This window comes from Marinobacter sp., assembly GCF_040882185.1.
In the GTDB taxonomy this organism is placed as follows: domain Bacteria; phylum Pseudomonadota; class Gammaproteobacteria; order Pseudomonadales; family Oleiphilaceae; genus Marinobacter.
This window is the reverse complement of sequence record NZ_JBBEBW010000008.1, coordinates 120,763-133,936: the sequence shown is the minus strand read 5'-3', so window position 1 is coordinate 133,936 and position 13,174 is coordinate 120,763. Positions and strand designations below refer to the sequence as shown.

Annotated in this window: 10 protein-coding genes; 7 read left to right on the top strand and 3 right to left on the bottom strand. The window is 52.9% G+C overall.

What is annotated here, in order from left to right; all coding sequences use genetic code 11:
* Positions 1-158 precede the first annotated feature (158 nt).
* Complete coding sequence (locus tag WEB64_RS06655; RefSeq protein ID WP_368065544.1) at positions 159-422, top strand: late competence development ComFB family protein; 264 nt, start codon at positions 159-161, stop codon at positions 420-422.
* Between the two features lie 25 nt (positions 423-447).
* Here WEB64_RS06655 and WEB64_RS06650 read toward each other — a convergent pair whose 3' ends face one another.
* Positions 448-2,886, bottom strand: coding sequence for a DUF349 domain-containing protein (locus WEB64_RS06650; protein ID WP_368065543.1), 2,439 nt, complete (start codon positions 2,884-2,886; stop codon positions 448-450).
* Positions 2,887-3,053: 167 nt separating this feature from the next.
* On the opposite strand from WEB64_RS06650, the gene WEB64_RS06645 reads away from it, so the two are divergent.
* Positions 3,054-3,533 carry a regulatory protein RecX gene (locus WEB64_RS06645; protein ID WP_368065542.1) on the top strand — a complete coding sequence of 160 codons (480 nt, stop codon included), beginning with the start codon at positions 3,054-3,056 and terminating at the stop codon, positions 3,531-3,533.
* Between the two features lie 25 nt (positions 3,534-3,558).
* On the opposite strand, the gene mltF is transcribed toward WEB64_RS06645, so the two are convergent.
* Complete coding sequence (gene mltF / locus WEB64_RS06640; RefSeq protein ID WP_368065545.1) at positions 3,559-5,010, bottom strand: membrane-bound lytic murein transglycosylase MltF; 1,452 nt, start codon at positions 5,008-5,010, stop codon at positions 3,559-3,561.
* Between the two features lie 522 nt (positions 5,011-5,532).
* On the opposite strand from mltF, the gene purL reads away from it, so the two are divergent.
* Positions 5,533-9,441 carry a phosphoribosylformylglycinamidine synthase gene (gene purL / locus WEB64_RS06635; RefSeq protein WP_368065541.1) on the top strand — a complete coding sequence of 1,303 codons (3,909 nt, stop codon included), beginning with the start codon at positions 5,533-5,535 and terminating at the stop codon, positions 9,439-9,441.
* Positions 9,442-10,039: 598 nt separating this feature from the next.
* A complete protein-coding gene (locus WEB64_RS06630; protein ID WP_368065540.1) occupies positions 10,040-10,351 on the top strand; it encodes an NGG1p interacting factor NIF3 in 312 nt (103 codons plus the stop codon).
* 7 nt (positions 10,352-10,358) lie between these two features.
* On the opposite strand, the gene WEB64_RS06625 is transcribed toward WEB64_RS06630, so the two are convergent.
* Positions 10,359-10,913: an NUDIX hydrolase gene (locus WEB64_RS06625; protein ID WP_368065539.1), complete on the bottom strand. Its 555-nt coding sequence runs from the start codon at positions 10,911-10,913 to the stop codon at positions 10,359-10,361.
* Positions 10,914-11,013: 100 nt separating this feature from the next.
* Between WEB64_RS06625 and WEB64_RS06620 the strand changes: the two genes are divergently transcribed.
* The 3 genes from WEB64_RS06620 (at position 11,014) to WEB64_RS06610 (ending at position 13,151) form a co-directional block, all read left to right on the top strand.
* Positions 11,014-11,598, top strand: coding sequence for a CoA pyrophosphatase (locus WEB64_RS06620; protein ID WP_368065538.1), 585 nt, complete (start codon positions 11,014-11,016; stop codon positions 11,596-11,598).
* Between the two features lie 411 nt (positions 11,599-12,009).
* A complete protein-coding gene (locus WEB64_RS06615; protein WP_368065537.1) occupies positions 12,010-12,705 on the top strand; it encodes a GntR family transcriptional regulator in 696 nt (231 codons plus the stop codon).
* A 20-nt stretch (positions 12,706-12,725) separates the two neighbouring features.
* Entirely contained in the window at positions 12,726-13,151 is a 426-nt protein-coding gene (locus tag WEB64_RS06610) for a cobalamin B12-binding domain-containing protein (RefSeq protein WP_368065536.1), read from the top strand.
* Positions 13,152-13,174: the final 23 nt, after the last annotated feature.

The following is a 13,174-nucleotide window of genomic DNA, read 5'->3' as shown; positions in this document are numbered from 1 at the left end:
CCAGACATGACTGCAAAGTCGCGCCTTGATTGTGAATCGCTCTGAAAGCCAGAGGCGATCCAGGAGTTAATCAGAGGCTCCTTAGAACACGCTCGACCGTTAGAAGGTCAGCGCGAGCGGTTTGCAGACTGTAGTCACCCACGTTGTGAGGAAATCCGATGTCGTTACTGGATACCATTGATAACTTTTATGAAAAGCTGGTGGCGGATGCGGTAGATGACGCCCGCACAGAAGGCGATTCAAAAGATCTGCTCGCGGATATCATGTGTGTCGCCCTGAACCGGCTGCCACCCCGGTATTATCGCCACAAGATTGACATGATGTTCTATCTTGCCGACCCCGAAATGCAGGAAATGCGCGACCGGGTGGCTGCAGTGGTAGCGGATGCCCGGGCCTATGTGATGGCCCATCGGCGGGAATAACCCCGCCGTCACGCGCCTGCGTCAGTCACGTATTCGCGTCCAGAGCCATCACCAATCGATCCGCCAGGGCCTGAGGCCGGTCCGCGGAGGATTCACCAAGGCACCAGGCGGCTACCAGGGACTCCATCTGGTCCTGGCTGTCGCCGGATTGGCCACTACCCGACATACCATCTGCCAGACGCTTTACCTGAATTTCCATACGTAATGCCTGGTCTTCAGCGGGCGAGGGCTGCTCGGTCAGTATTTCCGCACGGATGACGAGCTCTGCCGCTGCCATGCCCGCTAAACCTTCGGCTCTTCGGGCCCAGCTCTTCGGACAGGTGTCAGGATCCAGCGTGCAATCGACACGAGTTTGGATAAGTTGGTGCCACCCGGCCAACTGCTCTGCCTTTTGTATATTACGCTGCAGCGTCTTCAGCCGTTGCAGCTCCAGACGAAGTCGCTCGATCATGTTAGCTGAGGCGGGCCCGGACTTAGCGCTCTGAAGTTCTTCGGACATAGCTAAAAGGACAGTAGGATCCGAGGTCTCGCTGATCTCAGCGGAACGACTGAGCAGGCTTTCCAGCCTGTCTTCGGCTTCACGGTTCTGGGCTGCCTGTTCCTGCTTCTGGGCATCGCGCCGTTCGAATACTGAATCACAAGCCGCCCGGAAAGCTTGCCAGAGTTTCCGGTCCTGGCGGTGCCGGGTTATGCCGACTGCTTTCCAATCACCCTGCAAGGCTTTGGCCAGTTCAATTGCCTCTGCCAGAGGCTCATGGGTTACCAGCGCTTCTGCACGTTCGACGATGGCCTGCTTGGACGCTTCATTTTTGTCGCGCTCACTGTTTAAGGGGCTCTCAAGCTTCGCCAGCAAGGTATCAAACTGCTTTTGGATCGCTCGGTTGTCGCGGAATTCTACTGGCCAGGCTGCCTTCCACTCTTCCTTTGCAACCTGATCAATACGTTCAACGGCTTTCCAATCAACCGTCGACCAGTCAATCTGTTCAACAAAGAGTGCCAACTGGCTGCAGATTTCACGGCGTTTTTCGAGATTGGCTTTTTTGAGGCCGGATTTTGCCGAGAAATAGTCCTTACAAGGTTCGTAGGCCAGATCAGAGGCTTGCTTGAAACGCTGCCATAGATCCCGATCTGAGGAGCCGCCGAGTTTGCGCCATTCATTCTGCAGCTCCTTGATTTTTTCAGCCTTGGCTTCTGGTTCCATATGTTGGTTTGCCAGGTGCTCCATACGCTCGCACAGGGAAATCTGTTTTGGGAGAGTGGCGAAGCCCTGCCAATCCTGGAGGTCGCGAAGTTGGCCGTGGAGCAATTGAAACCGGGCCTGAGAACTTCTGGCATTGCGGTCCTGCATTGCACTCATTTGTTGCTGGGCGCGTTTGAAGTGCTGCTTGGATTCTTTTAGTTGTCTGGCTTCAAGCGACGTTTCCAGGGCGCTCAGTGTTTTGGTCAGTTCGGCTTTTTCGAGGGTTTGAGGGTTAGCTTCCGGACGAGGTTTGGGTTCCGGTCGGGATTCCCCCGCCAGAGCCTGAAGTCTGTTGAGTTCTGAAGGTCGGTCATAACCTGCAGGCCAGTCTATGTCCCGGACCAGGGTAGTGAGTTGTTCATGGTCTGATGTTTGCGGACGTGTTTCTTCTGCGCCTCCACTAAGAAGTGCCGATATCTCCTCACTACGTTGCTGCAGGCGCTGCACTGCAGAAATATAACCCCGCAGCTCATGCATGAGTGTTTCGTAGCTTTTCTGTTCAGATTTCGAGGTTTCGGCATCCCGAGTTGCTTCCAGCCAACGGTTTTCCTGAGTTGTTTGCATTGCATCAAGGGAGGAAAGCGACGCGGTGCGGTCTTCCGGCTGAGCTTTCAACTCCTCCAGAGTAGACTTGAGTACCTCCAGCGTCTGTGCGCGTTCCCGGGCTTTGCCTGACTGAGTTTCAGCTGCTTCTTCCTCTCGACGGGCCTGCTGGATGCGATCCCGGCATTGGTGGGCGGCGCTTAGAAAGCGGGTTTTCTGATCATTGGAAGCGAAGGGCTCAAGGGTTTGCCAGTGTTTCACCAGATTTTCGAATCGAGCCTCGTAGAGCTGTGTGTTGTCTGTCCTGGCGTGCTCTTCGGCCTGCCTGATCGCAGTCAGAATCGCATCCGCCAGGCGCTGCCGTTCAGCCTCTTCCTCGCGCAGTTCCTGAAGTTTCTGCCGTACGATCTGATAGACAGCTTTATCTCTCCCGCGGGCCGATTTCTGAAGACGTTGAAGGATCTCATGGTCTGTCAGCAGGGTTGCGGCCTGCAGTCGCAGGTCTGCGGTTTTGCCCTCCAGCGCAAGCTGCTCCAGACTTTCCTGGCTCGGGTTGTCTACAAGTACCTGTTGTTGTTCAAGCAGCAGCTCCTGGCTTGGTGGCTCTATGGGCTTTTCCGTCGGTGCTGGCTTGTCCGGCGTCTTGCGTCCTTTGAAAAATTTCTGGATGAATGCGGCCATGGAGTTATCCTTCAATGTTGAAGTCAGCTTACTGTGTCCGGCAAAGTAGTCGCCGTAGCACAACAAATCGGGTATTCCGGCGTTGCCGGAAGCCGAGTACAAAATCATCGGGATGATCAATCTGGCGCTAGTCTAGCGCTTTGTTCGCGAGAGCGGAAAGAGGCAGGATGGCAATTGATAAAAATCAGGATGATCCGGAGCAGAAGGCCCGGGCATCCGCACTGAGACTATTGGCCCGGCGTGAGCATAGCCGCCAGGAGTTAATCCTGAAGCTGCGCCAGCGTCAGACGCCGGAAACGGTAATAGACCGGGTTCTTGATGATTATGAACAGGAAGGCTGGCTAAGCGACGAACGGTTTGCAGAAGTGTATTCCAGACAGCGGAGAGATCTGGGCTATGGGCCGGTGCGAATTCGCAGTGAGCTGCAACAGCGGGGCGTCAGACTATGGCCGGATTGTCTGAGCGGCATGGTTGAGGCGGAATGGGTAGCCCTTGCTATACAGGCAAGGCAGAAGAAATTCGGGCTTGGGGATATTGCTGGCGATTGGACGGAAAAAGCCCGGCAGGCACGCTTCCTCAGTCAACGAGGTTATTCCGGCGAGCAGGTAGAGCAAGCGCTTGAGGCACAGGAGGGGCCAGAGATTTGAAGCCTTGTTTGCGCCGGATTGCCTTCTATAACGTTGGCGGTGCCGCCCCAAGAGCCTTTGGTAACGTCGGTGCTGATTCTTCATTTTCGTTCTTGGTAAAACTGTCTGAGGGGAAGTTAAACAGATCCTGTCGGGCTATCTGATCGGTCGGGGCAGCGGGGTCTTTCATCCAGGCCAGAACGTCGTAGTAACGTCGGATATTCTGGACATAGGTGACGGGCTCATGCCCCCGGGCATATCCATATTTAGTCTTTGAATACCACTCCTTCTGGGCCAAAAGGGGCAGGAATTCCTTCACATCCATCCAGCGATCCGGATTTTTCCCGGCACCTTCGGTGAGTTTTCGAGCATCTTCCAGGTGACCGTATCCGACATTGTAGGATGCGAGGGCAAACCAGGTACGGTCAGGTTCAGGGATGTCATCGGGAATCTGCCCGTGCACCATCATGAAATACCGGGCGCCGCCCTGGATGCTTTTTTCCGGGTCCAGGCGGTTGTCTATACCAATGTATTCTGCCGTCCGGCGGGTCAGCATCATCAGGCCCCGAACGCCAGTGGGAGACACCGCGTTGGGTCTCCAGTGGGACTCCTGATAGCCAATAGCTGCTAGCAGTCTCCAGTCAATGCTGTGGTTTTCCGCGTAATCCTGAAATAATGACTCGTAGCGAGGCAGCCGGTTACGCACATGATGCACGAAGGTACGCGCGCCGACATAATTCAGGCGGTCCAGATGGCCGTAAAAACGCTCCTTAATTTGAGCCAGGCTGCCATCATCCTCAATGTTTGCGAAGAAACTCCGTGCCGCATCCAAAAGCGTGTTGTCCTGTTCCGCCGGGAACAACCAGGCGAGTTTCTCAGGCTCGTTCAAGCTGAAGCTTTGCTTAATGTCAGGGAAAAACACGTGATTCAAGGCCAGCTCGTTGGCATCGACCACCGCCAGGGGAAACTCGCCGGACTCAACACGTTCAAGCAAACCGGCTGTGTCAAGATCGGGGTGAGCCTGCCATTTCAAGTCTGGAGCCTGTGCAGTCTGACTTTCGAGGTGGCGGATGTGATTACTATCTGTAAGCACATGAATGGTCGAACCGATAAGATCCTGCACAGTTTCGGGGCGTGGCGTATCGCGGTGATAAATAACAACTGACCAGGTATCCAGCGTTGTCGGCAACGTGTGATAACTTGCTTCCCGTTGGGGGGTCACCGTCAGACCCGCGAGCCCGATATGGGCGTAATTCCGATCCAGTACGGATAGAATCTCTCCGTTACCTTCTACTACCCTGACGCGTAGTTCGACTCCGAGCTTATCTGCGAAGCGCTTTACCAACTCATACTCGAAACCTGTGGGACCATCCCGCCCTTCGTAATAAATAGAGGGAGCCTGACGTGTAATGACATGTAAAACGCCTTCAGACCGAATTTCTTCAAGGGTGGTAGGTTGTGAACATCCAGTCACCATGAATATGAGGCCAGCAACCATTGGCCAGCGAAAACCGGCCAATAAACTGGAATTGAAAATCAAAGTGGCATGTTTTACCAAATCCATAGTCTCCCGTACATCGAGTCCGAAGGTGTACGTAACATTCCGCTGTCCGATCACAGTAATCGGGAGCTACGCGGTAGCCATTGCCTGCGAATAAGGCTGATTTGCTGTCCGTGCAACAAGAGCACTCAAAAGCACTCTTGCACCCAAATGATCTCCCAGATGTCGAGAGTCGGTCAACGAAACTGTGCATTTTATATGCAAAACACTGTTAATTGATTATTAAATAGCCAGCTTTAAAGAGCATGATGCAGTTATCTCAAGGCCTTATAAGGGTGCGTCTTGCGAAGAACAATAACGACTGGTCTGAGTTTAACATGGCTGTATCCGGAGCCTGGTTTCCAGTATTATTGCGCCCGTTCAGACAGCCGGATGGGGTTTCTGCCGTTTATCACCAGATTGGTATATTGCGTAGCCTCCCATCCTTGCATCCAGATTCGCGTGACACAGGTTTTGACCATGCTGGAACTTCGCGGCGCCCCCGCTCTCTCGCCATTTCGCTCCGAAAAGCTCATGAATCAAGTGCGCTCTATTGTGCCTCGGGTAAGCCATCTTTACGCGGAGTTCATGCATTTTGCCGATCTTGACTTCGATCTGACGGACAACGACCAACTCGTGCTGGACCGCTTACTGACTTATGGTCCGAGTGTCGAGGTCGAAGCAACTGGCGGTGTGCTGTTTCTGGTCGTACCTCGCCCTGGCACACTCTCGCCTTGGTCAAGCAAGGCAACCGATATCGCCCGCAACTGCGGTTTGAGGCAAGTATTACGTATTGAGCGTGGTATTGCGTACTACATCCATGCGGATAAAAAGCTCAGCCTCGACGAGCGCAAACAGATTGCCGAAATTCTACACGACCGGATGACTGAGACGGTATTCCACGAAATGGGAGGTGCCGAACTGCTCTTCCGGAAGGATGAACCCCGTCCGGTGAATCGAATTCCGGTCCTGGCGGGCGGACGAACCGCGTTGACGGAAGCCAACGCCCGCTTGGGGCTGGCGCTGGCGGAAGATGAAATTGACTATCTGGTTGAGGCTTTTAATGGCCTGGGCCGCGATCCAACAGATGTTGAGTTGATGATGTTCGCCCAGGCGAACTCCGAGCACTGCCGCCACAAGATATTCAATGCGTCCTGGGATATCGACGGCGAGGGACAGGAGAAATCCCTGTTTGCAATGATTCGCAACACTTATGACATCAATAGTGAGGGTGTGCTTTCAGCTTATAAAGATAATGCGTCAGTGATTGCGGGGAGTGCAGGGGGCCGGTTTTTCCCGGACCCGGAGACCGGGGTTTACGGATACAACCCCGAGGACATCCACATTCTGATGAAAGTGGAAACGCATAATCATCCGACCGCTATTTCGCCCTTTGAGGGAGCAGCGACGGGGTCAGGAGGGGAAATCCGGGACGAGGGTGCCACCGGTCGGGGGTCCAAGCCCAAAGCTGGGTTGAGCGGCTTTACCGTCTCAAATCTCAATCTGCCGGGTGATCCGCAGCCCTGGGAGAGTAACTATGGCAAGCCAGACCGGATTGCTTCTGCCCTCGACATCATGATTGATGGCCCCATCGGTGCGGCCTCTTTTAATAATGAGTTCGGGCGGCCCAACCTGACCGGTTATTTCCGCACCTTTGAGGAAGAAGTTGCAGGCCCGGCAGGCAATGAAGTTCGTGGCTACCACAAGCCCATCATGATTGCGGGTGGCCTTGGAAATATTCGTCCGAAACATGTGGAGAAAGGCAATATTCCGGCAGGTGCGAAGCTGATCGTACTGGGCGGGCCTTCCATGCTGATTGGCCTGGGCGGCGGCGCTGCATCTTCAATGGATTCCGGCGTCAGTCAGGAAAATCTGGATTTTGCCTCGGTCCAACGTGAGAACCCGGAAATGGAGCGTCGTTGTCAGGAGGTGATTGATCGCTGCTGGCAAATGGGTGAAAGCAGCCCGATCGCATTTATTCATGACGTGGGTGCTGGCGGTTTGTCCAATGCGATGCCTGAACTGGTCAAAGACGGCGGTCGCGGCGGTAAATTTGAGCTCCGTGAGATCCCGAATGACGAGCCAGGCATGTCGCCGCTTGAAATCTGGTGCAATGAATCCCAGGAGCGTTACGTGCTGGCGGTTGCGCCGGAGCACATAGATTGCTTTGACGCGATTTGCCGCCGTGAACGTTGTCCGTACGCCGTCATTGGGGAGGCAACGGAAGCGCACCATTTAAGCCTCGCTGACGCATATTTTGATGATCGCCCGGTGGATTTACCAATGGATGTGCTGTTCGGCAAACCGCCCCGGATGCATCGGAGCATTCAGCGTACTTCTTTTACCAAGCCGATCTTTGATTCGACCCGGATCAACCTCAATGACGCTATCCGTCGAGTACTGAGACTCCCTTCGGTCGGAAGTAAAAGCTTTTTGATCACCATCGGTGACCGGACGATTACCGGTTTGGTGGCCCGTGACCAAATGGTCGGGCCATGGCAGGTGCCGGTAAGTGATGTTGCGGTTACGGCAGCGAGCTTTGATGTCTACACCGGCGAAGCCATGGCAATGGGCGAGCGCGCCCCCGTGGCAACCATTGATGCGCCGGCATCCGGTCGGATGGCGGTGGGTGAGGCTATTACCAATCTGGCTGCGGCCTCCATTCGACGCTTGTCCGATATTCGGCTCTCAGCCAATTGGATGGCAGCCGCGGGTCACCCCGGTGAGGACGAAAATCTCTACGAGACCGTCAAGGCGGTTGGAATGGAGTTGTGTCCGGCCTTGGGTATTACCATTCCTGTGGGCAAGGACTCCATGTCCATGAAGACCGTTTGGGAGGAAGAGGACAGTGGAGAGCAGAAGAGTGTGACGTCGCCGCTTTCACTTGTGATCAGCGGTTTTGCACCGGTCACGGATATACGCAAAACCCTGACGCCGGAGTTGCGCACCGCTGCAGGCGAAACCGATTTGCTGCTGATTGATCTGGCCGCCGGCCAGAACAGGTTGGGAGGGTCAGCGCTCGCTCAGGTCTACGGTGAGGTGGGGGCCGTTGCGCCAGACCTCGACGATCCCGAAGACATCAAAGCCTTTTTTGCCGTCATCCAGGGGCTTAACGGGGATGACAAAATACTGGCCTATCATGATCGTTCAGACGGTGGCCTGTTCGTCACTCTTTGTGAGATGGCCTTTGCTGGTCGAACAGGTCTGGATATCAAGCTGGACGGCTTGGCCGAAGAAAAATGCCAGTTTGCCCGGGAAATTTTCAACGAAGAGCTGGGCTGTGTGATCCAGGTGAGGCGTGTTGACACCCCGTTTGTATTGCAACAGCTTTCAGCGGCTGGATTAGGTGAGAACTCTGCCGTCATCGGTACACTCAATGATGAGAGCCGTATCCGGTTTTCTTTCCATGGCGACTATGTAATCGATGAGGCTCGTGCGGAGCTTCATAGTCTCTGGGCCGAAACAAGTTATCGTATTCAGTCTCTCAGGGACAACGCAAACTGTGCCAGGGAAGAGTACGAGAATCTGCTGGATGGGGAAGACCCGGGGCTCAATGCTGCCTTGACTTTTGATCCATCGGAGGATGTGGCTGCCCCCTATATTACAGCAACTGTAAAACCTCGGGTTGCCGTCCTCAGGGAACAGGGGGTCAATGGTCAAGTAGAAATGGCCGCAGCATTTGATCGCGCGGGTTTTGAGGCAGTGGACGTTCATATGAGCGATTTGTTGTCAGGCCGTGTAACACTTGAGAATTTCAGGGTTATCGTCGCCTGTGGCGGTTTCTCATACGGTGACGTGCTAGGGGCTGGTGAGGGGTGGGCAAAATCCATTCTATTCAACTCTCGTGTCAGGGAGCAGTTTGAAGCCTTTTTCAGTCGCGCCGATACGCTATCCCTTGGCGTCTGCAACGGTTGTCAGATGCTATCGACTCTGCAGGAACTGATACCGGGAAGTGATAGCTGGCCTCGCTTCGTTCGTAATGAATCTGAACAATTTGAAGCGCGCTTGGTGATGGTAGAGGTTCAGTCCTCACCCTCTGTTTTTCTCCAGGGTATGGCTGGATCCCGAATGCCGATTGCAGTGGCTCACGGTGAAGGGCGAGCAGAGTTCCATCAGCCCTCACACCTTGACGCTCTTCAGCAGGCGAGTTTAGCTGCCATGCGATTTGTGGATAACCGGGGTGGGGCGACTGAGCGCTATCCGTACAATCCTAATGGGTCTCCGGGTGGCCTGACGGGTATTACGTCTGACGATGGCCGTGTGACCCTCCTGATGCCGCATCCGGAAAGAGTCTTTCGCACTGCTCAGTATTCCTGGCACCCAATCGAATGGGGCGAGGACGGCCCCTGGATGCGGATGTTCAGGAACGCTCGTAAATGGTTGGAATGACCAAAGCGTCAGTCAAAAACTGCTGACCACCAGCGAATTGAAAAACCGGCTTGAAGTGTCTGATACGATAGGGGCGCTGAGCCGGTTTTTTTGTGTCTTGCTAAAGAATCTTGAGAGATCCGAGAGTAGGGCTGGGCGAGCTGGTAACGATTATCGTTACCTTATGTAACAATCCAGTAATGGATAAATTCCAAAATCGCTTAAGAACGGAAATCCATCGCGAGACATACCGAATTCGCGTCGGTTTTCAATCATAATCAGACGTTAAAACAGAACTTTTTTTCTTGACTTGCGATTTTTATGCACATTTCCAGTGCTTGCCTGGATGATCCTTAAACAATGAAGAAGGTGACGGCTCAAGTTTTAATCGAATAGTTCAAGTATCTGAAAAATATAGATTTTAATGATTAGGTGAATTTGTCGCCAATTTGAGGTTAGTACTGTAACCACGGGGGTTAGAGGGGGTTTCCCAAATTCTTTCCCCAGAGTTATCCACAGATTCTGTGGGTAACTTGCTAACTGTTGATGAATGGTTGAATTTTTCCAGTTTGGCATGGGCTATTCAGTGTCAAAAACAGGATGGGGAGGTCAGAAGAGCATGTACAAACTATGTTATTTTGTGCCGGAGTCTCATGCGGAATTTACGAAATCGGCGTTGTTTGAGGCTGGAGCTGGCAAAATCGGTGATTACGACTCTTGTGCCTGGCAATGTATCGGGCAAGGACAATTCCGGCCCATCGACGGTAGCAATCCCTACCTTGGTGAGAAAGGGAGGCTGGAATTGGTGAGCGAGTGCAGGGTTGAAATGGTCTGCGAAGATCATCTCATTAGGGCGGCGGTGACGGCACTGAAGGCTGCGCACCCATACGAAGAACCAGCCTACGAAGTCTATAAACTGGAAGAGATATAGAGCGACGTTATGAGCGTTCTTTCTTGTTCATCGAGTAACGTATATCGCTGACTCGAATTGGATAGGTGTCGCTCACAACGTCTTCAACAAAATACTCCAGAGTTTTGCGGACCGTTGGGAAAGAGATTTCATTCCAGGGAATTTCGTCAAGGGCGAACAGTTCCGTCTCTAACGACTCTTCGCCAGCACCGAATTTTCCTTCGGTAAGTGTTGCGCGATAAAACATATGAACCTGATCGATATGGGGGACGTGAATAATCGTATAAAGACTTTCGATATGAACAGATGCCAGGGCTTCTTCGAGGGTTTCGCGCTCTGCTGCTTCCACTGTGGTCTCTGCGTTTTCCATAAAGCCCGCAGGTAGAGTCCAGTAGCCATACCGAGGTTCAATGGCGCGGCGACACAAGAGAATGCGACCTTCCCAAACCGGAACTGTGCCTGCGACAATGCGTGGGTTTTGGTAATGGATGTCCTGGCAACTTGGGCATACAAAACGGTGCCTGTTATCACCTGCGGGGATACGGTGTTCAACAGGATGTCCGCAAGTGCTGCAATATTTCATTAAATCCCCCGTATACTTTAGTTGAGCCGGATGATGATATCAGTTTAATCACGTCATCTCCCGGTGTCTCAAATAAACGAATCCAACAAGGAGTACTGGTTTGCGTAATTTGCTAGCAGAGCGGTTGTCTGGCTACGCCCCCCGGCAGCTCGCGCTGGATTATCCTGAGGCCGGGGTTTTGGTGCCGGTCACAAACAATCATCGACAACCAGAGATTATCTTTACTCTCCGTTCCGATAATCTTAAAACTCACCGGGGGCAGGTGTCATTTCCCGGTGGCCGTCGAGATCTGACAGACTCCTCTCTCGAAGCCACTGCATTGCGTGAGTGCCACGAGGAGATTGGGCTCCCGCCAGAGCAGGTCCACATAATTGCGCCGCTCAGCCAGGTTATGTCCCGTTACGGAATCCTTGTTACACCTTACGTTGGTGTGGTGCCGGAGGATTACCCGCTAGTTGGCAATCCCGCTGAGATTGAAAGTATCTTTCAGGTTCCGATAGATTTTTTCCTTGAGGACCAGCGAGAGCGTACAGATGCTCTCAGCTTTCTCAATCACACCTTTTATGTTCCCTGTTACCGGTGGGAGCGCTATCAGATTTGGGGGCTGTCGGCGGTGATTCTGGTCGATTTTCTGAATGCCGTGTACGAAGCAAAAATTGATCTGCTCGAGCCACCTCAAAGATAAGAGTGTCACTCCCGACCTCTTTGATTCGTCGACTGGGGCTTTGTGGCTCTGAGTCCAGCTCGACACTCGCCGCGGTTGCTTCCATAGCATACCGCTGATATTCGCTCATGCACTGATGAGCGTAGCAAACTCCGGCTACACAGCGCTTTGTTCAACGTGCGACGATCTCGACGACGTTGTTGAGCAGCTGATACGGCCCGTTTTATTGGCTTTTTCCGTCATTCTCTAAGGACCGTAAAATGCTAATTTAGGTAGCCTTCACCGACTTCACAGGGGAAATATCATGCGTTTTTAGACTAAAGTCTAGTATGCGCAAAAAATAGAAAGCGTCTACATTGAGGATACTGTATACAATATACTGGATATCCTTAGCGGTAGGCGCCAGATGTAAAAAATGTTGGAGCACTACGCATGAAAAAAATACAAGCGCCGAAGAACCTCTCGGAACTCGTATACGACTCAATAGTCAACGCCATCGTGGAGGGCGTTTTAAAGCCAGGACAGCGAGTCACCCAGGAGAGCTTGGCTGATCGTTTGAACGTCTCCAGACTGCCGGTGATTCAGGCGATGCAGCGCCTCCAGGCTGAGGGCTTCTTAATTGCGGTCGGTCGCCGCGGGGTCATGATATCGGTGCTTGATGAGGCTTTTGTCGAGAATTTATACGGGTTCAGGTGTGGTATTGATCTGATAAGTGCTGGTTTGGCCGCTCAGCGAACAACTCCGAGCGTGCGTGACGAAGGCAAGAGAATTATTTCCGAGGGGCGAGCCGCTGGAAAAGCCAATGATCTACCGGCGTTGATAGATGCTGATATGCAGTTCCACGGCTTTATTTATGAACTATCAGGAAACAACTTCATATTGGATTCTATGGAAACGCACTGGAACCATGTGCGCCGTGTTATGCGAGACATACTTACTGTGCAGAAAAACCAGCAACAAATTTGGAACGAGCATTCAGCGATAATGGATGCCGTCATTGCGGGTGACGTTTGCGCAGCAGAGAGACTCGCGCGTGAGCATGTTGAAAATGCGTCTGAATGGCTTCAGCAAGAGATTTGGCGCTCTCATGAGTCAATGACGAAAAGTCAAAAAGCAGTTCTAACATAAGATGGTTAAAGGAGATCGAAATGCAACAGAATGACAACAATAGCAGTGTAATTCGCGTAATGCTGGCGAAAATCGGCCTGGACGGACATGACCGGGGAATAAAGGTCGTTGCCCGTGCACTTCGCGATGCGGGTATGGATGTGGTCTATACGGGGTTGCATCGTACTCCGGACGAAGTTGTTGATGCCGCAATTCAGGAAGACGTGGACATCCTCGGTATCAGCTTGCTCTCAGGCGCGCACATGCACATCTTTCCAAAGGTGCTTGAACTCCTCAAGGCAAAGGACGCAGAGGATATGATTGTCGCCGGTGGCGGCGTCATTCCCGATGATGATGTCGTAGAGCTCTATGCAATGGGCGTGGATAAAATCCTGCTCCAGGACACTCCGCCACAAGAAATAATTGATTCATTCCGCGAGTTGGTCGCAAAGCGCGGCGCCAGGTAAGAGACCTCCCTATCAAGATGGAC

Excerpts from the sequence above, each read along its gene's own strand:
- WEB64_RS06655 (WP_368065544.1), top strand. The coding sequence starts at position 159 with ATGTCGTTACTGGATACCATTGATAACTTTTATGAAAAGCTGGTGGCG.
- WEB64_RS06650 (WP_368065543.1), bottom strand. The coding sequence starts at position 2,886 with ATGGCCGCATTCATCCAGAAATTTTTCAAAGGACGCAAGACGCCGGAC.
- WEB64_RS06645 (WP_368065542.1), top strand. The coding sequence starts at position 3,054 with ATGGCAATTGATAAAAATCAGGATGATCCGGAGCAGAAGGCCCGGGCA.
- mltF (WP_368065545.1), bottom strand. The coding sequence starts at position 5,010 with ATGGTTGCTGGCCTCATATTCATGGTGACTGGATGTTCACAACCTACC.
- purL (WP_368065541.1), top strand. The coding sequence starts at position 5,533 with ATGCTGGAACTTCGCGGCGCCCCCGCTCTCTCGCCATTTCGCTCCGAA.
- WEB64_RS06630 (WP_368065540.1), top strand. The coding sequence starts at position 10,040 with ATGTACAAACTATGTTATTTTGTGCCGGAGTCTCATGCGGAATTTACG.
- WEB64_RS06625 (WP_368065539.1), bottom strand. The coding sequence starts at position 10,913 with ATGAAATATTGCAGCACTTGCGGACATCCTGTTGAACACCGTATCCCC.
- WEB64_RS06615 (WP_368065537.1), top strand. The coding sequence starts at position 12,010 with ATGAAAAAAATACAAGCGCCGAAGAACCTCTCGGAACTCGTATACGAC.
- WEB64_RS06610 (WP_368065536.1), top strand. The coding sequence starts at position 12,726 with ATGCAACAGAATGACAACAATAGCAGTGTAATTCGCGTAATGCTGGCG.